This window comes from Streptomyces sp. HUAS YS2 (genome assembly GCF_033343995.1).
In the GTDB taxonomy this organism is placed as follows: domain Bacteria; phylum Actinomycetota; class Actinomycetes; order Streptomycetales; family Streptomycetaceae; genus Streptomyces; species Streptomyces solicathayae.
The window spans coordinates 1,747,615-1,766,649 of record NZ_CP137573.1 but is presented as its reverse complement, the minus strand read 5'-3'; the positions used below and the strand labels follow the sequence as shown (position 1 = coordinate 1,766,649).

Genomic DNA, 19,035 nt, shown 5'->3' with positions numbered 1-19,035 from the left:
CGGTTCATGCGCCGCAGCCTCACCTCCGCCGCCGTGCTCGCCCTCGCCCTGGCGGCCGCGTTCCTGCCGGCCGCGCCCGGGACCGCGACGGCGGACGGGCCCGCCCCGGTCCGCTTCCACACGCCCGCGCACACGTCGGCCGCGTACGCCCAGTACCGCGAACTCCTCGCGCGCGGCGAGCGGAGCGACGCCGCCGGGCTGCTCGCGATGATCCGGACCCCGCACGCCGTCTGGCTCGGCGACGGGGGCGCCGCCGAGACCGAGGCCGAGGCGCGCGACACCGTGCGTGCCGCCGCCCGCGAGGGGACCGTTCCGGTCTTCGTCGTCTACGACATCCCCGGCCGGGACTGCGCCGGTTACTCCGGCGGCGGCGTCGGCACCACCGCCGCGTACCGCGCCTGGATCGACGCCGTGGCGCGCGGTATCGGCGCGAGTCCGGCGCTGGTCGTCCTGGAGCCGGACGGGCTCGCCCTGCTCCCCTCCGACTGCGGCCAGGACGACGCGGCCGGCACCCGGACCGCCGCCCGCTACGCCGAACTCGGCTACGCCGTCGACACCCTCGAACCCCTCGCCGGGACCAGGGTCTACCTCGACGCCGGGCATCCCGGCTGGCACACCGTCAACTCGCTGGTGGCGCGCCTGATCAGGGCCGGGGCCGAGCGCGCGACCGGCTTCGCCGTCAACGTCTCGAACCACCACACCGACGCCGCGAGCACCTGGTACGGCCGGCTGATCTCGTCCTGCCTCGGGCACGCGACGGCCGGCGGCGATCCCGCGGCCTGTCCGAACCAGCGGACGGACCCGCGGACCGCGCGCGACTGGCTCGCGCGGCACCCCGGCGTCCGGCACTTCGTCACCGACTCGAGCCGCAACGGCCGCGGCCCGTGGACCGCGCCGGCCGGCAGGTACAGCGACCCGCAGGACTGGTGCAACCCGCCCGGCCGCGGCGTCGGGGCCCGCCCGACCGCGGCCACCGGGGACCCGCTGCACGACGCCCGGCTCTGGATCAAGACGCCGGGGGAGTCCGACGGCCTCTGCCTGCGCGGTACGGCCGGTCCGCTGGACCCGGAGCGCCGGACGGCCGACCCCGCGGCCGGCGAGTGGTTCCCCGCCCAGGCCCTGGAACTCGTCCGGCTGGCCGTCCCCGCCCTGCCGACGGTGTGAGCCGGCTGAGCCGGCTCAGACCGCCAGTGCCTCGTCCCGCCAGAACGTGAACAGCTGCTCCGGGTCGCCCGTGTACGACCACGGCACCTTGGTCGCACGGTTCGCGAGCAGCCGGAAGACGTCCCCGGCCTCCTCCTTGCGGCCCGCGTTGACCAGCGCGTGCGCCAGGTGGTTGAGGTCGGGGACGTCCTGCGCGTACTCCGTGGTGCGCGCGCCGATCCACTTCTCCAGTGTCACGCGCAGGTCCCACTGCGCCCGTTCGCCGTTCCAGTGGTACGTCAGCCCGATCGCGGTCCGGCCCTCGTGCTCCAGCCGGTAGCGGTAGTGCTCCGCGCGGGCGACCAGCGGCAGCACGGTCAGCGGTGAGCCGGGCGGCGCGTAATCCACCGTGTCCCAGGCGAAGTTCTGCGCCTCGCCGTGCGAGCCGTGCCAGCGGGCGGACAGGTAGCGCAGCGCCTGGTGGTGGCCCTCCCGGTGGTACGGGTCCCGGGTGCGAAGCTCCTGCCACCAGCGCCCCATGTCGTTGTGCCCGGCCGGGTACAGCCGGCCGAGCGCGATCAGCGAGCCCCAGGGCTGGGGGTCGGCGGGGGCGAGTTCGGAGGCCCGGAGGCAGAGCCGCGCCGCCCCGTCGAGGACGTCCGCAGCCGGTGAGGTGCCGGAGCGCGCGGCGGCGAACATCCGCATCACCTCGGTCTCGGCGCGCAGCACGGCGGCGTCCGGGCTGCCGGGCTCGGCCGCGTGCCACACGTCCACGGTGCGCAGCCCGGCCGCCGCGTCGGCCAGCAGTCGGACGCGGTGCGCGCGGCGGTCCCAGTCGTCGTACGGCTGCTCGGCGAGCAGTTCGCGGGCACCCTCCCACCGGCCCATCAGCATGTCCTGGCAGCCGTCGGCGAGCGCGCGGTCGCCGTGGGCGGGGTCGTAGACGAGCTTGCGTGAACTGCGGCGCAGCCAGGCGGACATGGGCGTGCTCCAGGAGTCGGAGGGTCAGAAGTCGGAGAGGACGTCGTCCCGTCCGGAGGAGCCGCCCCTGGACGCCGGCCGGGCCGCCGCCCCGCCGCCGAACGCGTCGAAGGCGACGAACTCGTCGGTCGCCTCGGTGTGTTCGGGGTGGCCGGAGAGCGGGACGAGCGGCCGCGGCCGGTAGTAGCTCCGGCCCTGGAACCAGGTGAGGGACATCGGGACGAGTCCGAGCGCCAGGGCTCCGAGTCCGATGCCGAGCGCCTGGGCGTTCAGCGCGGGCACTGACTCGACGAAGATCCAGCCCATGAACACCGCGCCACCGAGGGGCCACAGACCGACGAAGAACAGCGTGCCCGCCGAGGAGAAGAGCACCGTGCGATGGACGACGACGACCGCGAGCCCCGCGAGCGCGTAGTAGAACGCGATGTGCAGGCCCACGCCGGACACCGCGCTCGCGATGAATTCCGCACCGGATCCGGCCGTCAGGGCGGCCACGAGGAGGAGCACCGCGACCGCCGCGACGGTGAGGGTGGCGACCCAGGGTGTGCGCCACTCGGGGTGGGTGCGGCCGAAGATCCGCGGCAGCGTGCGGTCGCGGCCCATGGCGAACAGCGTCCGGCTGGCCGAGAGGAGCGCCAGCTCCAGGGTGGAGACGGTGGACAACAGGACGGCGAGGGCCAGCAGTCGGCCGCCCCAGCCCGGCCAGATGCTCTGGCCGAGCGCGGAGAGGTACCCGGCCGGGTCGTCCGCGATCGCCGTCGGGCCGAGGACGCCCAGCGCCGACACGGTGAAGAGCACGAAGACCGCACCCGTCAGCGTCACGCCGATGAGACCGCCGAGACCGGAGGTGCGTCGGCTGTCGCGGGTCTCCTCGCTGAGGTTGCTGGTGACGTCCCAGCCCCAGTACGTCACGCCGGCGACGAGCGCGCCCGCGACGAAGGCGTCCGGACCGGCGAAGTGGCCGAATCCCAACCAGGAGAACGAGAACTCGGCGGCCTTGTCGTCGGCGAGGAGACCGGCCACGGCGAAGAGCAGCAACAGCGCCAGCTGGACGGCTCCGAGCGTCGTCCGGGCGAGCGTGCCGAACCGGCTGCCGCGCGCCGCCACCAGGGCCATGAGCAGGAACCAGCCGACGCCGATCACGACCGTCAAGCCGGTGTCGTGGGCCGGCCCGGGGGAGACGAGGGAGAGCGTCGCCTCACCGGCCGGCACCGTCGCCGAGACGAGGAAGACGGTGGTCGAGCAGAGCACCGCCCAGCCGCTCAGGAAGCCGAGCAGTGGGTGCAGCGAGCGGGCCACCCAGCTGTACGAGGCGCCGGCGTTGACGTCGAGCCGGCCCAGGTGACGGAAGGCCAGCGCGATCCCGATCATGGGGATCGCGCAGAACAGCAGGACGGCCGGGGCGGCGAGACCGGCGGTGGCGACGACCAGCGGGACGATCCCGGCCACGGCGTAGGCGGGGCCGCATCCGACGACCGCCATCACCACCGAATCGAAAGTGCCCAGGGCGCCGGCCCGCAGGCCACCGCCGCCCTCGGTGTCGGGCCTGTTGCTCAACGGACGCGCCTCTCCGGCGAAGGAACCAGGAACATGGGGAAGTGGGGGAGGGCCGGCCGTCATGCTCCGGCCGGCCGCACGATCTTCCTCAGGCGCCCGTTGTTTCACAAGGTGAAGGCCGCACATTCTTGAGATATGGACAAGATGAGCGACCGCTTTCCTTGCTTTCGATGGCGCGGCTGCGGATTTCGTTGTCGCCTCGCATGCGCCGCCGCACGGGGGTCGCGAACCGGCCGGGCGACGCCGGAACGGCCGCGTCAGCCCTTGCGGAGGCCGCTCAGCAGCAGCTCCGCGAGCTGCTCGTACGCCTCCGCGTCCTTGAGGCCGGTCGCCGCCGCCACCTGGCGCTGCTGGATCCGTACCATCACGGAGGCGATGACGTCCGCGGCGAACGCCACGTGCACCTCGCGGAAGGTCCCGGCCCGCACGCCCTCCTCGATCAGCTGCTGCACCCGCCCCGCGGCCGCCCGGGTGTTGCGCTCGTACACCTCGGCGGCGGGCTCGAAGGCCGCCACGTCGTCGAAGAACCGGGGCGAGAGCGGGGCCAGCTCGGCCGCGACCGCGCGCAGATAGGCGGCGAGCCGGCCGGCCGGGTCGGTCTGCGCGGCCAGGACCGCCTCGACCCGCTTCGTCGCCCGCCGGAAGAAGTGCACCACCGCGGCCCGGACGAGCTGCTCCTTGCTGCCCGCGAGTCCGTACAGCGTCCGCTTCGAGCAGTGCAGGCGCGCCGCGAGGTCGTCGAGCGTGAAGTGGGCGAAGCCCTCGGTCACCAGGAGCGCCACGAGCTCCTCGAACAGCTCGGACCGGCGGGCCGCGCCGCGGCCCGTCAGCTTCGGTGCGTCGGCTGCGGAGGTCTCGATCACCCGAACAGTATGCCGGGCTACCCGTTCGGGGGGTTACGTCGGACACCGCCTGCGCTACTCTCGACGGTACTGCGGTACCACTCGCAGTACCGTTTCACTCTTGCTCCTCCGAGCGCCACTGGAGTCGCCATGGACGTCGACCGCCTGCTCCCCACCCCCGAAGCAGCGGACCTGATCGCCCTCACCCGGGAGATCGCCGACAAGGAGCTCGCCCCCCGCGTGGACGAGCACGAGGCCGCCGAGTCGTACCCGGAGGGCCTGTTCACCACCCTCGGCCAGGCAGGGCTGCTCGGCCTGGCCTACCCCGAGGAGTTCGGCGGCGGAGGCCAGCCGTACGAGGTCTACCTCCAGGTCCTGGAGGAGCTCGCGGCCCGCTGGGCGGCCGTCGCCGTCGCCACCAGCGTCCACACCCTCGCCTGCCACCCGCTGCACGCCTTCGGCACGCCCGAGCAGAAGGAGCGCTGGCTCCCGGCCATGCTCGCCGGCGAGCGCGTCGGCGGCTACAGCCTCTCCGAGCCGCAGGCCGGCTCCGACGCCGCCGCCCTCGCCTGCAAGGCGGAGCGGACCACCGACGGCTCCGCGTACCGGATCACCGGCAACAAGGCCTGGATCACCCACGGTGGCAAGGCCGGGTTCTACTCCCTGTTCGCCCGCACCGCCCCGGGCAGCCGCGGCATCTCCTGCTTCCTGGCCCCCGGCGCGACCTCCGGGCTCACCTTCGGCAAGCCGGAACGCAAGATGGGCCTGCAGGCGGTCCCCACCACCTCCGCCCACTGGGACGGCGCGCTGCTCGACGCGGACCGCCGCATCGGCGAGGAGGGCCAGGGCCTCCAGATCGCGTTCAGCGCCCTCGACTGCGGCCGGCTCGGCATCGCCGCCTGCGCCACCGGCCTCGCCCAAGCCGCCCTCGACGCGGCCGTCGCGTACGCCAACGAGCGCACCACCTTCGGCCGGAAGATCGTCGACCACCAGGGCCTCGGCTTCCTGCTCGCCGACATGGCCGCGGCCGTCGACTCCGCCCGCGCCACCTACCTCGACGCGGCCCGCCGCCGCGACCTCGGCCGCCCCTTCGGCCGCCAGGCCAGCGCGGCCAAGCTGATCGCCACCGACACCGCCATGAAGGTGACCACCGACGCGGTCCAGGTCCTCGGCGGCTACGGCTACACCCGGGACTTCCCGGTCGAGCGCTACATGCGCGAGGCGAAGATCATGCAGATCTTCGAGGGCACGAACCAGATCCAGCGCCTGGTGATCAGCCGCCAGCTGTCGGCGGCCGCGCACTAGCCGGACGGGGAGGAGCGGCCGACCGGCCGCTCCCCGCGGGAGCCTCAGAAGGCGGCGAGCTGCTGCTCCAGCGACGCCAGCGTCCGGTAGCAGGGCAACACCTGGGCGATGGAGGAGTTCGGCTCGCGCCCCTCGCGGATCGCGGCGACGAACTCCCGGTCCTGGAGCTCGATGCCGTCCATCGACACGTCGACGCCGCTCACGTCGATCGGCTCGTCCTTGCCCGTGAACAGGTCGTCGTACCGGGCGATGTACGTGCCGGTGTCGCCGATGTAGCGGAAGAACGTGCCGAGCGGCCCGTCGTTGTTGAACGACAGCGACAGGGTGCAGAGGGCGCCGCTCTCCGTTCGCAACTGGATCGACATGTCCATCGCGATGCCCAGCTCGGGGTGGATCGGGCCCTGGATCGCGTGGGCCTGCACGATCGGCGAGCCCGTCTGGTACGCGAACAGGTCGACGGTGTGCGCGGCGTGGTGCCACAGCAGGTGGTCCGTCCACGAGCGCGGCTGCCCGAGCGCGTTGAGGTTGGTGCGCCGGAAGAAGTACGTCTGCACGTCCATCTGCTGGATGTTGTACTCGCCGGCCCGGATCCGGCGCCGCACCCACTGGTGACTCGGGTTGAAGCGGCGGGTGTGGCCCACCATCGCGACCAGTCCGGTGCGCTCCTGCGCCGCCTGGCACGCCTCGGCGTCCGCGAGGGAGTCGGCCAGCGGGATCTCGGTCTGGACGTGCTTGCCCGCTGCGAGACAGGCCAGCGTCTGCGAGGCGTGCATCTGCGTCGGGGTGGCCAGGACGACGGCGTCGATGTCGTCCATGGCGAGGACCTCGTCGAGGGAGGCCACCCCGCGGCCGATGCCCTGCTCGGCGGCGAACTTCCGGGCCCGGTCGAGGGAGCTGCTCACCACGGCGGCCACCTCGACGCCCTCGATCCGCCGGAGCGCGGCCGCGTGCTTGGCGCCGAAGGCGCCGCCGCCGGCCAGGGCGACGCGGAGGGTGCGGTCGTGGGTCATGTCAGTTCACTCCTTCGGCGGGCTCCTGGGCCCGCGGGTGGTTCTCGAGGATCAGATGCCCGACCGCCGTGTTGGACGCGGGCACATGGTAGAAGCGGTGCTTGACCTCGACGGCGCCGGAACCGTCCACGTCGCTCAGCGCGCCGCGGGCGATCAGCCACATGACCAGCTCGATGCCCTCCGAGCCGGCCTCCTCGACGTACTCGAGGTGCGGCACCTCGGCCAGCCCGGCCGGGTCGGCGATCAGCCGGTCGAGGAAGGCGTTGTCCCACTCGCGGTTGATCAGGCCGGCACGGGGGCCCTGCAGCTGGTGGCTCATGCCGCCGGTGCCCCACACCTGGACCTTCAGCGGCCGGTCGTACGACTCGACGGCCTTGCGCAGCGCCTGCCCGAGCCTGAAGCAGCGGGCGCCCGAAGGCACCGGGTACTGCACCACGTTGACGTGGAACGGGATCACCCTGCACGGCCACTTCTCGACGTCGCCGAACATCAGCGACAGCGGGACGGTGAGGCCGTGGTCGACGGTCAGCTCGTTGGCGAGGGTGAGGTCGAAGTCGTCCCGGATCAGCGAGTGCGCTATGTGCGCGGCCAGGTCCGGGTCGCCCTCGACGCCCGGGACGGGACGGGGCCCGTACCCCTCGTCGGCGGTGGGGAACGAGGCGCCCGTGCCGAGCACGAACGTCGGGATCAGCGAGAGGTCGAACGACGAGGCGTGGTCGTTGTAGACCAGGAAGATCACATCGGGGAGATTCTCCCTCTCCCACGCCTTCGAGTACTCGTACCCGTCGAACAGCGGCCGCCAGTACGGCTCTTCGGTCTTCTCGTGGTCGAGCGCCGCACCGATCGCCGGTACGTGGGAGGTGAAGACGGCGCCGGTGATCTCGGCGTGTTCGGCCGGGGGAGTCGGGTCGGCGTGCGCCGCCTCCAGGACGGCGTGGTCGATGCGGTTGCCCTCGACCGAGCGGCCGCCGCCGACCATCATGGCGCGGTACTCCTCCTCGGTCATGCCGGTCATCGAGCCCGCCATCTGCTGGAACGAGAACCCCAGCGTGGCGCCCCACTTGGCGAGGAAGTAGATGTTGCCGCCCTCGCGCATCGCGGCGTTGAGGTCGCGGTCGAGCAGGGCCTGCTTCTGCTCCTCGCGCAGCGGCCAGGAGTCCAGGTAGGCACGCTCGTCGGCGAGGTACAGGGCGCGGTTCTCCGCCGTCATCAACGACATGCAGAACTGGTTGAGGTGGTAGCCCTTGGCGGACTGCTCGGCGTCGAAGATCGTGGTCCCCGGCACCAGTTTGTAGGTCTTGTCCAGTGACATGGTGGCCTCCGGTCGTGGGCGGGTCAGTCGGCGTCCGGCCAGTACAGGCGCATCGGGTTGGCCACGAGAAGCCTGTGCTGCAGGGCCGCGGTCGGCGCGATGTCGGGGACGAGGTCGACGAGCAGACCGTCGTCCGGCATGTGGTCGGTGAGGTTCGGGTGGGGCCAGTCGGTGCCCCACAGCACCCGGTCGGGGAACTCCTCGACCACGCGGCGGGCGAAGGGGATCACGTCGCGGTACGCGTGCCGCTCGCCGTCCAGGGCCGGCGGGCCGCTCTCGGTGAGCCGCTCGGGGCAGCTCACCTTGCACCAGATGTCGGGCCGGGCGCGCAGGAAGTTCAGGAAGGTCTCGAACTCCGGGCCGTCCGGGGCCTTGGTGACGTCGGGCCGCCCCATGTGGTCGACGACCAGCGGCACCGGGATCGACAGGAAGAAGTCCCGCAGGTCGGCGAGGTCGGCTGCCTCGAAGTAGACGACGACGTGCCAGCCGTAGGGCGCGATCTTCTCGACGATGTCCCGCAGGTCCTGCCGAGGCGCCGCGTCGACGAGCCGCTTGACGAAGTTGAACCGTACGCCGCGGACGCCGGCCTCGTGCAGCTCGCGCAGCTCGGCGTCGGTGACGTCCCTTCGTACGGTCGCGACGCCGCGGGCCAGGCCGCCGGATGTGCGCAGGGCGTCGACCAGGGCACGGTTGTCGGCGCCGTGGCATGTTGCCTGGACGACGACGTTGCGGGCGAGGCCGAGGTGGTCGCGGAGCGCGAAGAGTTGTTCCTTGGAGGCGTCGCACGGCGTGTACTTGCGCTCGGGCGCGTAGGGGAACTCGGCGCCGGGGCCGAAGACATGGCAGTGCGCGTCGACGGCGCCCTCGGGCACCCGGAACCTCGGCCGGCTCGGGCCGGCGTACCAGTCCAGCCAGCCGGGGGTCTGCTCGAAGGCCGGTGCGTCGAGGGTCTGCTCGAAGGCCGGCGCGCCGGGGGTCTGCTCGAAGGCCGGCGCGCCGGGGGTCTGCTCGGAGTTCGTCATCGTCGGTCCCCTCAGTCCTCGTACCGCAGGCCGAGCTCGGCCAGCGGGCCGCGCATCCCGTACATGTCCAGGCCGAGCTTCCCCGCGCGGAACCGGGCGCGCTTGCCCTCCTCGTTCGCCTCGCGGGCGGCCGAGGCGGCGGCCACCTCGGCCGCCCGCTCGCGCGGCACAACGACGACACCGTCGGCGTCCGCGACGACGACGTCACCGGGGCGCACGAGCGCGTTGCCGCAGACCACGGGCACGTTGACCGAGCCGAGGGTGGCCTTGACGGTGCCCTTGGCGTTGACCGCGCGGGAGAAGACCGGGAAGTCCATGCCCTCCAGGTCGGTGACGTCACGGACCCCGCCGTCGATGACCAGGCCGTGGCAGCCCCGGGCCCGGAACGAGGTGGCGAGCAGCTCGCCGAAGAAGCCGTCCTCGCTCTCCGTCGTGCAGGCCGCGACGACGACGTCGCCGTCCTGGATCTGCTCGGCGGCCACGTGCAGCATCCAGTTGTCGCCGGGCTGGAGCAGCACGGTCACGGCCGTGCCGCACATCCGGGCCTTCGGGTACACCGGGCGCAGGTAGGGGCGCATCAGCCCGACCCGGCCCATGGCCTCGTGGATCGTCGCGACGCCGTACTTCGACAGCTCCGCGACGGCCGCCGGATCCGCCCGGTCGATCTTCGTGTGGACGACGCCGATCTCGGTGTGTTCCATGCGTCCTTCTCCTGGAATGCGGGGGTCAGCGGCCGGCCGCGGCGAGGCGGGCGGCGAGTCGGGGGTAGACGCGCAGGGCGTTGCCGGAGTACACGGCGGCGCGGTCGGCGTCGGAGAGGTTCGAAGTGGCCTCGACGTACCGCTTCGTGTCGTCGAAGTGGTGACCGGTGCGCGGGTCGATGTCGCGGACCGCGCCGATCATCTCGCTGGCGAACAGGACCGACCGGCTGGGGACGACCTGGGTGAGCAGGTCGATGCCGGGCTGGTGGTAGACGCAGGTGTCGAAGAAGACGTTGTCGAGCAGTGTCTCCGGGTCCGGCCGACCCAGCGCCATGGCCAGGCCGCGGAACCGGCCCCAGTGGTACGGGACGGCGCCGCCGCCGTGCGGGATCACGAACTTCAGCGTGGGGAAGTCGGTGAACAGATCGCCCTGGAGCAGCTGCATGAAGGCCGTGGTGTCGGCGTTGAGGTAGTGCGCGCCGGTGGTGTGGAAGGCCGGGTTGCAGGACGTGCTGACATGGATCATGGCGGGTACGTCGTACGCGGCCAGCGCCTCGTAGACCGGGTACCAGCTGCGGTCGGTCAGCGGAGGAGCGGTCCAACTGCCGCCCGACGGGTCGGGGTTGAGGTTGACCGTCACCGCGCCGAGCTCCTCGACCGCGCGTCGCAGCTCGGGCAGGCAGGTCGCGGGGTCGACGCCCGGCGACTGCGGCAGCATCGCGCCCATGGCGAACCGGTCGGGATACAGCGTGCTGACGCGGTGGACCAGGTCGTTGCAGATCCGGGCCCACACCGAGGAGACCGCGAAGTCGCCGATGTGGTGGGCCATGAAGCTGGCGCGCGGGGAGAAGATCGTGAGGTCGCTGCCGCGGTCGTCCATGAGCCGCAGCTGGTTCTCCTCGATCGCGGCGCGCAGCTCGTCGTCGGTGATGACCAGCTCGGCGGGGTCCGGGACGGGGCCGCGGCCCTCGGCCGCCGCGATCTGCCGGTCGCGCCACCGCGCCAACTGCTGCGGGGCGGTGGTGAAATGGCCGTGACAATCGATGATCATGGGAAAACCTCGGGGTCCTCTCGGTCAGCGTGCGGAGCTGACGGGCCAGCCGGTGTACTGCTCGGCCAGGTACGTGCGTCCGGCGCGGGTGCCCACCACGTTGTCCAGCTCGCCGAGCTGGCGCCGCAGGTCGAAGGCCGAGCCGCCGGGCGCGGTGTGGAGCAGCTGGGTCATCCAGTACGAGAAGTTCTGCGCCCGCCAGACCCGCTGGAGGGCCCGCGGCTGGTACTCCTCCAGCGCGGCCCCGCCCGCGCCGCCGAGCGCCCGCGTCAGCACGTCGGCGAGCACCTTCACGTCGTGCAGTGCCAGGTTGAGCCCGCGGGCGCCGGTCGGCGGCACGGTATGCGCGGCGTCGCCGGCCAGCAGCAGCGAACCCCAGCGCATCGGCTCCTGCACGAAGGAGCGGAACCGCAGCACCGTCTTCTCCAGGACCGGCCCCTCCTTCAGACGGAAGCCGTCCTCGCCGGCAACCCGGGCCTGGAGGGTCTCCCAGATGCGGTCCTCGGACCAGGCGTCGACGGACTCTTCCGGGGAGCACTGGAAGTACATCCGCTGCACGGTCTCGGTCCGTTGGCTGATCAGCGCGAACCCGTGCTCCGAGTGGGCGTAGATCAGCTCGGGCGCGCTCGGCGGAGCCTCGGCCAGGATGCCGAACCAGGCGAAGGGGTACTCGTTGCCGTACCGCACCCGCCGGTCCTCGGGGACCAGGTTGCGGCACATGCTGCGGGAGCCGTCCGCGCCGACCACGTACCGCGCGCGGATCTCGTGCCGGGACCCGTCGGCCGCGGTCCAGCGGACCCGGGGCGCCTCGGTCGTGATGTCGAGGACCTCGGTGTCCCGGATGCCGAAGTGGACCGTCCCGCCGTCGCGTTCCCGCGCGTCGGCCAGGTCGATGAACACGTCGGTCTGCGGGTAGAGCCACACCGACTCGCCCACCAGGGCCTTGAAATGGATCCGGTGCGCCCGGCCGCCGAACCGTAGTTCGGTGCCCTCGTGCTCGTGGCCGTCCCGCAGGATCCGGTCGGAGACACCGGTCTCGACCAGGTCCCGGGCCACGTCGGCCTCCAGGATGCCGGCCCGCTGCGTCGTCTCGATCTCGTGCCGGGTACGGGTGTCGAGCACGACGGTCTCGATCCCGGCGCGCCCCAGGCGGTGCGCCAGCATCAGGCCGGCGGGGCCGGCGCCGACGACGGCGACGGGCACCGAGGCGACGGTGTCGACGGGGGCATCGGCCATGGCAACTCCTGAGCGGGCGCGGACGTTCGGAACACCCCGAACGCTGACACCCGACCCGGTGTCCGGTCGCCGCCGTTTCCGTCAGGCGGAAGCCCGTCCCGATCCGGGCAGGCGGAGGCCCGTGCCGATCCGGAGCCTCAGGAGCTCGTACGGGTCCGCCGGCCCAGCTCCTCGGAGATCCCGTGCGCGGCCCGCAGCAGCGGCTCCCGCAGCCGGCGCGCACGGCTCGCGCCCTGCGCCGTGATCACCACGCCCAGGGCGGCGCTCACCGGCCCGACCCGCCCGATGCGCACCGGCGCGGCCACCGCGACCGTGCTCTCGGAGAGCTGCCGGTCGCTGACGAAGACGTGCTCGCGGCGGATCCGGTCCAACTGCGCCCGCAGCGCCTTCGGATCGACGACCGTGTGCGGGGTCCAGGCCCGCAGCGGCGCGTCGAGGACCTCCTGCTGGATCTCCTGCGGCGCGTGCGCGAGGAGGACCCGTCCCATCCCCGTGGAGGCGATCGGGAACCGCGTCCCGACCATCGTCAGCAGCTCCACCGACCGGTGGCCCGCGATCCGTTCGACGAACACCAGCTCCGTGCCCTCCCGCACCGCGAGCTGGATGTTCTCGTGCGTCACCTCGTACAGGTCCTGCATGAACGGCAGCGCCACGTCGCGCAGGATCTGGGTGCGCGGGCATCCCGAGGCGATCTCCCAGAGCCGCAGCCCGACGTGCCACGACCCGTCCTCGCCGCGCTCCAGGGCTCCCCACGCGGCCAGCTCGGCGACCACCCGGTGCGTGGTGCTCAGGGCCAGGCCGGTGCGCTGAGCGATCTCCGACAGGGTCTGCGACGGGTGCTCGCGGTCGAAGGCCGAGAGGACCTCCAGGACTTTTCCAGCCGCCGTGCTCCGGGTTGCGCTCACTCCGCAAGTCTCCCAGACCGGCGTTGAGCCACCCGGTCGCCCGCCGTACCATCTGCCGGACATCCAAGGAGGCGACGTGCACCGACCGATCTCCGGGCTGTCCTCGATGGCGACGCGGCCCGTCCTGGCCGAGCTGTCCGAGCACATCCGGCTCGCCGACGGGCTCTCCGTCCGTTTCGATTCCGCGGGCGGGGTCGAGATCGCGCGCCGGGTGCGCGAGGGCGCCGAGGCCGACCTGCTCGTCCTCGCCGCCGGCGCCCTGGCCGCGCTGGAGAACGAGGGGTACGTCCTGCCGGGCACGGCGCGACCGCTGTGGGTCTCGCAGGTCGTCGCCGCCGTGCCGGAAGGCGCCGCCGTGCCGGCGCTCGGCTCGGAGGCCGACCTGCGCGCGGCCCTGCGGTCCGCCCGGCGGGTCGCCTACTCCACGGGCCCCAGCGGTACCGCCCTCCTCGAACTGATCGCCCGGCTCGGGCTCGCCGACGCGCTGTCCGACCGACTCGTCCAGGCGCCGCCCGGGGTGCCGGCCGGCAGCCTGCTGGCGGACGGCCGGGCCGACCTGGCGTTCCAGCAGCACAGCGAGTTGATGGACCTGCCGGGCGTCGTCGTCATCGGCCCGCTGCCCGGGGACACCGCGATCAGCTCGACGTTCGGCGGGGGCGTCCTCGCCGCCTCCGGCCGGCCGGGTCCCGCGGGTGAGGTCCTCGACCTCCTGGGCTCCGACGCGGCGTCGAGGGTCGCGGCAGCCCGGGGAATGCGGGCCGCCGAGAAGCAGGAGCACGGAAACTAGGGGATCGCGGCGGGACTCCCGGATCATGTAGACGTATCGGTGCCGGCCGGGCCACAGCCCGACCGGCACCGCACCCGAACACGATTCGAGGAGTTCCATGGACATCGCCGGTTCCGCCGCGCTCGTCACCGGCGCGGCGTCGGGTCTCGGCGCCGCCACCGCCGCCGCTCTCGCCGCCCGCGGCGCCACCGTCTACGGCCTGGACCTGGACAAGGCCGTCGCGGCGGCCGGTCCCCAGCCGGACGGCGTCACCCTGATCGCCGCCGACGTCACCCGGGAGGAGCCCGTCCGCGAGGCGCTCGCCCGCATCGACGCGGACGGCGCGGAGCTGCGGCTCGCGGTCAACTGCGCCGGGATCGCGCCCTCCGCCCGCGTCCTCGGCCGCAAGGGCCCGCACGACCTGGAGCTGTTCCAGACGGTCCTCCACGTCAACCTGCTCGGCACCTTCAACGTGATGCGGCTGGCCGCCGAGGCCATCGCGCGGCACGAGCCGGACGAGCACGGCCAGCGCGGCCTGGTGGTCAACACGGCCTCCATCGCCGCGTTCGAGGGCCAGGTCGGCCAGATCGCGTACGCCGCCTCCAAGGCCGGCGTCGCCGGGATGACGATCACCGCCGCCCGTGACCTCGCCCAGTACGGCATCCGGGTGGTCACCATCGCCCCCGGCATCGTCGACACGCCGATGATGGCCGGGTTCAGCGAGGAGATCCGCGCCGGGCTCGCCGCGGGCGTCACCTTCCCGCAGCGCCTCGCGCGCCCGGAGGAGTACGCGCGGCTCGTCGCCATGGTCGCCGAGCACGACTACCTGAACGGCGAGACGATCCGGATGGACGGCGCGCTGCGGATGGCCGCGCGCTGATCCCTGGCGTGGCACCAAGTGCCGCCGCGCGAGGGGTCTGAGTGTTAGGTTCGGGGTATGAGCACCAGCCCCGCAAAGTCCTCGATGCGCGACGCCCTCGTCGCGGCGGCCTTCCAGCTCTTCCTCGAGCGCGGCTACGAGCAGACCACGGTCGACGACATCGTGAAGACCGCGGGAGTCGGCCGGCGGTCCTTCTTCCGGTACTTCCCGTCCAAGGAGGACGTGGTCTTCCCGGACCACGAGCAGGCGCTCGCCGAGATGACCGCCTTCCTCGCCGCCAGCGCCGACACCGACGACCCGCTGGTCCGGGTCTGCGACGCCACCCGCCTGGTGATGCGGATGTACGCGGAGAACCCGACGTTCTCCGTCCAGCGCTACCGGCTCACCCGCGAGGTGACCGGACTGCGCACCTACGAGCTCTCCGTGGTCTGGCGGTACGAGAAGACCCTCGGCGACTATCTGCGCACCCGGTTCGCCGACCGCCGGGACGGCACCCTGCGGGCCAACGTGGTGGCCGCCGCCGTGGTCGCGGCGCACAACCACGTCCTGCGCGCCTGGCTGCGCTCCGGCGGCGAGGGCGACCCGCTCGCCGAGGTGGACCGGGCCCTGGCGTTCGTCCGGGACACCTGGAACCCGGACGGGCCGGGCGCGGAGCCGCCGGCCGACCGGGAGGACGAGGACGTGGTCGTTGTGATCACCCGGCGCAACACCCCGATGTGGCGGGTGGTGCGGGAGGTGGAGTCGAGTCTCGGTAACGGATGAGTTATCGAACTGAGGGAACTGAGTGCTTTCTTTCGTGGCACTCAGTGCCATATGTTGGATCCATGCACGGTCGAGCCGTCGAGTGCAAGGAGAAGGCATGTTCCACACGGGATTCAGGACTGGGACCGCCACCCGGACCGACGAGCCGGTAGTCGGCTCGGAGCTGTACTTCCAGCGCTGCCAGTGGTGTCACACCACGACGTTCCAGCGCCTCCTCTGTCCGACCTGCGGGTCGACCGATCTCACCCCCGAACTCAGCACCGGCGAGGGCATCGTCTCCGTCCGCCGCGGGGTCTCCGCGGCCGAGGCGGACCTCTGGCCGGTCCACATGACCGAGGGCTTCGTGGTGCGCTGCCGGGTCGACGGCCCGCTGCACGCGGTACGCCCCGGGGTCCGCGTGAAGGTCGCGGCCGCCTCCGAACTGCCCGGCACGGAGCCGGTGGTGCGGCTGTGCGAAGAGGTCCCGCTCGACGGCTGGATCTGAAACGGACGCAGAACGGCGAGAGCCGGTCGAAGGCCCAGGGCCTCCGACCGGCTCTCGTCTTGAGCGCGTCCTGACTACCGGGCGCCGATCTCGTCCGTCAGCTGCGGGAGCACCTCGAACAGGTCGCCGACGACGCCGTAGTCGACCAGGTCGAAGATCGGAGCCTCCGGGTCCTTGTTGACCGCGACGATCGTCTTCGACGTCTGCATGCCGGCCCGGTGCTGGATCGCGCCGGAGATGCCCGCCGCGATGTACAGCTGCGGCGAGACCTGCTTGCCGGTCTGGCCGACCTGGTTGGAGTGCGGGTACCAGCCGGCGTCCACCGCGGCGCGCGAGGCGCCGACGGCCGCGCCGAGCGAGTCGGCCAGGTTCTCGACGACACCGAAGCCCTCGGCGGCGCCGACGCCGCGGCCACCGGAGACCACGATCGCGGACTCGGTCAGCTCCGGGCGGCCGGAGGAGACGCGCGGGGTGCGCGAGACGACCTTCGCGGCGTTGCCGGTGAAGGCGACGGTGACGTTCTCGACCGTCCCGGCGGCCGGGGCGGCCTCGGGCGCGGCGGAGTTCGGCTTGACGGTGATGACCGGCGCGCCGTGCGAGACCGTCGACTTCACCTGGTACGAGGCGGCGAAGACGGACTGGGTCGCCACCGGGCCGTTCTCGCCGGCCTCCAGCTCCACCGCGTCCGTGATCAGACCGGACTCGAGGCGCAGCGCGACGCGCGCGGCGATCTCCTTTCCCTCGCCGGACGAGGTGACGAGCACCGCCGCGGCGCCCTTGTCCTTCGCGATCTGGGTGAGCGCGTCGACCTTCGGCACGACGAGCTGCTCGGCGAACTCCGGGCCGTCCGCGACGTACACGGTGGCCGCGCCGTACTCGCCGGCGGTGGCGGCGATCGCGGCGGCGGCGTCGCCGGCGCCGAGCACGACGGCGGAGGGCTCGCCGATGCGGCGGGCCAGGGTCAGCAGTTCGAGGGCCGGCTTGCGGACCGCACCGTCGGCGTGGTCCACGAGAACCAGGATCTCAGCCATGATTCATTGCTCCTGAAACGGTGAACAGCGGGGCGGTCAGATGAACTTCTGCGCGGAGAGGAAGGTGGCGAGCTGCTTGCCGCCGTCGCCCTCGTCCGTGACGATCGTGCCCTGGGTACGGGCCGGGCGCGGGGTCGCGGAGTCGACGAGGGTCCAGGACCCGCCGAGGCCGACCTCGTCCGCGTCGATGCCGAGGTCGTCCAGGTCGAGCTCCTCGACCGGCTTCTTCTTCGCGGCCATGATCCCCTTGAAGGAGGGGTAACGGGCCTCGCCGGACTGGTCGGTGACGGACACGACGGCCGGCAGCGGGGCCTCGATCAGCTCGGTGGCGGCGTCGCCGTCGCGACGGCCCTTCACCAGACCGTCCTCGACCGAGACCTCCGAGAGCAGCGTGACCTGCGGGAGGTTCAGGCGCTCGGCGAGCAGCGCGGGCAGTACGCCCATCGTGCCGTCGGTGGAGGCCATGCCGCAGACGACCAGGTCGAACCCGGTCTTCTCCAGGGCCTTGGCGACGATCGCCGAGGTGCCGATGACGTCAGAGCCGTGGATGTCGTCGTCGTTGACGTGGACGGCCTTGTCGGCGCCCATCGACAGCGCCTTGCGCAGCGCGTCCTTGGCGTCGTCCGGGCCGACGGTGATGACGGTGACCTCGGCGTCGTCGGCCTCTTCCGAGATCCGCAGCGCCTGCTCGACGGCGTACTCGTCGAGCTCCGACAGCAGACCGTCGACCGCCTCGCGGTCGGTCGTCAGGTCGTCGGCGAAACCGCGGTCGCCGGTGGCGTCGGGAACGTACTTCACGCAGACAGCGATCCTGAGGGTCACGGCCTGGCTCCTTCCAAGAGGTGGTGGGTTACGGGAGGTTGCGGGCCATGACGATGCGCTGGACCTGGTTGGTGCCTTCGTAGATCTGGGTGATCTTGGCGTCGCGCATCATGCGCTCGACGGGGTAGTCGCGGGTGTAGCCGTAGCCGCCGAGGAGCTGGACGGCGTCGGTGGTGACCTCCATGGCGACGTCGGAGGCGAAGCACTTGGCCGCGGCGCCGAAGAAGGTCAGGTCGCCGTCGACACGCTCGGACTTGGCGGCGGCGGCGTAGGTGAGCTGGCGGGCGGCCTCGAGCTTCATGGCCATGTCGGCGAGCATGAACTGCACGCCCTGGAAGTCGGCGATCGGCTTGCCGAACTGCTTGCGCTCCTTGACGTAGCCCTTGGCGTAGTCGAGGGCGCCCTGGGCGATGCCGATGGCCTGGGCGGCGATGGTGATCCGGGTGTGGTCCAGGGTCTTCATCGCGGTGGCGAAACCGGTGCCCTCGGCGCCGATCATCCGGTCGGCCGGGATGCGGACGTTGTCGAGGTAGACCTCGCGGGTCGGGGAACCCTTGATGCCGAGCTTCTTCTCCGGCGCGCCGAACGACACCCCCTCGTCGGACTTCTCCACCACGAAGGCGGAGATGCCCTTGGAGCGCTTGTCGGGGTCGGTGACGGCCATCACCGTGTAGTACTCCGAGACGCCCGCGTTGGTGATCCACCGCTTCACGCCGTTCAGCACCCAGGAGTCGCCGTCGCGCACCGCGCGGGTCTTCATGCCGGCCGCGTCCGAGCCGGCGTCCGGCTCGGAGAGGGCGTAGGAGAACATCGCGTCGCCCTTGGCCAGCGGGCCGAGGTACTTGTGCTTCAGCTCCTCCGAGCCGGACAGGATCACCGGCAGCGAGCCCAGCTTGTTCACCGCGGGGATCAGGGAGGAGCTGCCGCAGGCGCGGGCGACCTCCTCGATCACGATCACCGTGGCCAGCGCGTCCGCGCCGGCGCCGCCGTAGGTCTCCGGGACGTGCACCGCGTGCAGGTCGGCCGCGACCAGCGCGTCCAGCGCCTCCTGCGGGAACCGGCCCTCCTCGTCGACCGCCGCCGCGAACGGAACGATCTTCGCCTCCGCGAGCGAACGGACCGTCTCGCGGAGCATGTCGTGCTCCTCCGACGGCCGGTACAGGTCGAAGTCCTTGCCCATGATCCTGGCGCTCCCTCTGGCACGGCTACAGCTGGCTTTTGGCAC

Annotated in this window: 19 protein-coding genes; 6 read left to right on the top strand and 13 right to left on the bottom strand. The window is 72.3% G+C overall.

Annotated elements, in window-relative coordinates; all coding sequences use genetic code 11:
• Nucleotides 1–6 precede the first annotated feature (6 nt).
• The gene (locus R2D22_RS08075) at nucleotides 7–1,164 is read left to right on the top strand and encodes a glycoside hydrolase family 6 protein (RefSeq protein ID WP_318102231.1); all 1,158 of its coding nucleotides are present in this window, start codon (nucleotides 7–9) and stop codon (nucleotides 1,162–1,164) included.
• Between the two features lie 15 nt (nucleotides 1,165–1,179).
• Here the strand turns inward: R2D22_RS08075 and R2D22_RS08070 are convergent, their stop codons facing one another.
• The 3 genes from R2D22_RS08070 to R2D22_RS08060 all read right to left on the bottom strand — a co-directional run bounded on the left by R2D22_RS08070 (nucleotide 1,180) and on the right by R2D22_RS08060 (nucleotide 4,544).
• Nucleotides 1,180–2,124 (bottom strand): hypothetical protein, encoded by a 945-nt coding sequence (locus tag R2D22_RS08070; protein WP_318102230.1) that lies wholly within the window; start codon nucleotides 2,122–2,124, stop codon nucleotides 1,180–1,182.
• A 24-nt stretch (nucleotides 2,125–2,148) separates the two neighbouring features.
• A complete protein-coding gene (locus R2D22_RS08065; protein ID WP_318102229.1) occupies nucleotides 2,149–3,681 on the bottom strand; it encodes an APC family permease in 1,533 nt (510 codons plus the stop codon).
• Between the two features lie 257 nt (nucleotides 3,682–3,938).
• On the bottom strand, nucleotides 3,939–4,544 hold the full coding sequence (locus tag R2D22_RS08060; protein WP_318102228.1) for a TetR/AcrR family transcriptional regulator: 606 nt from the start codon (nucleotides 4,542–4,544) through the stop codon (nucleotides 3,939–3,941).
• 129 nt (nucleotides 4,545–4,673) lie between these two features.
• Between R2D22_RS08060 and R2D22_RS08055 the strand changes: the two genes are divergently transcribed.
• The gene (locus R2D22_RS08055; protein WP_318102226.1) at nucleotides 4,674–5,828 is read left to right on the top strand and encodes an acyl-CoA dehydrogenase family protein; all 1,155 of its coding nucleotides are present in this window, start codon (nucleotides 4,674–4,676) and stop codon (nucleotides 5,826–5,828) included.
• 44 nt (nucleotides 5,829–5,872) lie between these two features.
• On the opposite strand, the gene R2D22_RS08050 is transcribed toward R2D22_RS08055, so the two are convergent.
• The 7 genes from R2D22_RS08050 to R2D22_RS08020 all read right to left on the bottom strand — a co-directional run bounded on the left by R2D22_RS08050 (nucleotide 5,873) and on the right by R2D22_RS08020 (nucleotide 13,065).
• The gene (locus tag R2D22_RS08050) at nucleotides 5,873–6,838 is read right to left on the bottom strand and encodes a Gfo/Idh/MocA family oxidoreductase (RefSeq protein ID WP_318102225.1); all 966 of its coding nucleotides are present in this window, start codon (nucleotides 6,836–6,838) and stop codon (nucleotides 5,873–5,875) included.
• Between the two features lies 1 nt (nucleotide 6,839).
• Complete coding sequence (gene ligA, locus R2D22_RS08045) at nucleotides 6,840–8,150, bottom strand: protocatechuate 4,5-dioxygenase subunit alpha (protein ID WP_318102224.1); 1,311 nt, start codon at nucleotides 8,148–8,150, stop codon at nucleotides 6,840–6,842.
• Nucleotides 8,151–8,173: 23 nt separating this feature from the next.
• Nucleotides 8,174–9,172, bottom strand: coding sequence for an amidohydrolase family protein (locus R2D22_RS08040; RefSeq protein ID WP_318102223.1), 999 nt, complete (start codon nucleotides 9,170–9,172; stop codon nucleotides 8,174–8,176).
• An 11-nt stretch (nucleotides 9,173–9,183) separates the two neighbouring features.
• Nucleotides 9,184–9,873, bottom strand: a complete 690-nt coding sequence (gene ligK, locus R2D22_RS08035; RefSeq protein ID WP_318102221.1) for a 4-carboxy-4-hydroxy-2-oxoadipate aldolase/oxaloacetate decarboxylase — start codon at nucleotides 9,871–9,873, stop codon at nucleotides 9,184–9,186.
• Between the two features lie 25 nt (nucleotides 9,874–9,898).
• Nucleotides 9,899–10,924, bottom strand: a complete 1,026-nt coding sequence (locus R2D22_RS08030) for an amidohydrolase family protein (protein WP_318102220.1) — start codon at nucleotides 10,922–10,924, stop codon at nucleotides 9,899–9,901.
• Nucleotides 10,925–10,948: 24 nt separating this feature from the next.
• Nucleotides 10,949–12,160: a 4-hydroxybenzoate 3-monooxygenase gene (locus tag R2D22_RS08025; RefSeq protein ID WP_318102219.1), complete on the bottom strand. Its 1,212-nt coding sequence runs from the start codon at nucleotides 12,158–12,160 to the stop codon at nucleotides 10,949–10,951.
• 137 nt (nucleotides 12,161–12,297) lie between these two features.
• Entirely contained in the window at nucleotides 12,298–13,065 is a 768-nt protein-coding gene (locus R2D22_RS08020; RefSeq protein WP_318102218.1) for an IclR family transcriptional regulator, read from the bottom strand.
• A gap of 76 nt (nucleotides 13,066–13,141) precedes the next feature.
• Between R2D22_RS08020 and R2D22_RS08015 the strand changes: the two genes are divergently transcribed.
• The 4 genes from R2D22_RS08015 (at nucleotide 13,142) to R2D22_RS08000 (ending at nucleotide 15,957) form a co-directional block, all read left to right on the top strand.
• Nucleotides 13,142–13,852 (top strand): substrate-binding domain-containing protein, encoded by a 711-nt coding sequence (locus R2D22_RS08015; protein ID WP_318102216.1) that lies wholly within the window; start codon nucleotides 13,142–13,144, stop codon nucleotides 13,850–13,852.
• A 97-nt stretch (nucleotides 13,853–13,949) separates the two neighbouring features.
• Nucleotides 13,950–14,711 carry an SDR family NAD(P)-dependent oxidoreductase gene (locus tag R2D22_RS08010; protein WP_318102214.1) on the top strand — a complete coding sequence of 254 codons (762 nt, stop codon included), beginning with the start codon at nucleotides 13,950–13,952 and terminating at the stop codon, nucleotides 14,709–14,711.
• A gap of 57 nt (nucleotides 14,712–14,768) precedes the next feature.
• A complete protein-coding gene (locus tag R2D22_RS08005) occupies nucleotides 14,769–15,473 on the top strand; it encodes a TetR/AcrR family transcriptional regulator (protein WP_318102213.1) in 705 nt (234 codons plus the stop codon).
• A 97-nt stretch (nucleotides 15,474–15,570) separates the two neighbouring features.
• The gene (locus tag R2D22_RS08000) at nucleotides 15,571–15,957 is read left to right on the top strand and encodes a PhlB family protein (protein ID WP_318102211.1); all 387 of its coding nucleotides are present in this window, start codon (nucleotides 15,571–15,573) and stop codon (nucleotides 15,955–15,957) included.
• Nucleotides 15,958–16,031: 74 nt separating this feature from the next.
• Here R2D22_RS08000 and R2D22_RS07995 read toward each other — a convergent pair whose 3' ends face one another.
• The 3 genes from R2D22_RS07995 to R2D22_RS07985 are packed head-to-tail and all read right to left on the bottom strand — an operon-like array spanning nucleotide 16,032 to nucleotide 18,990.
• Nucleotides 16,032–16,988 carry an electron transfer flavoprotein subunit alpha/FixB family protein gene (locus R2D22_RS07995; RefSeq protein WP_318102210.1) on the bottom strand — a complete coding sequence of 319 codons (957 nt, stop codon included), beginning with the start codon at nucleotides 16,986–16,988 and terminating at the stop codon, nucleotides 16,032–16,034.
• A 36-nt stretch (nucleotides 16,989–17,024) separates the two neighbouring features.
• A complete protein-coding gene (locus R2D22_RS07990) occupies nucleotides 17,025–17,810 on the bottom strand; it encodes an electron transfer flavoprotein subunit beta/FixA family protein (RefSeq protein ID WP_318102209.1) in 786 nt (261 codons plus the stop codon).
• A 28-nt stretch (nucleotides 17,811–17,838) separates the two neighbouring features.
• Nucleotides 17,839–18,990: an acyl-CoA dehydrogenase family protein gene (locus tag R2D22_RS07985; RefSeq protein ID WP_318102208.1), complete on the bottom strand. Its 1,152-nt coding sequence runs from the start codon at nucleotides 18,988–18,990 to the stop codon at nucleotides 17,839–17,841.
• Between the last annotated feature and the right edge of the window lie 45 nt (nucleotides 18,991–19,035).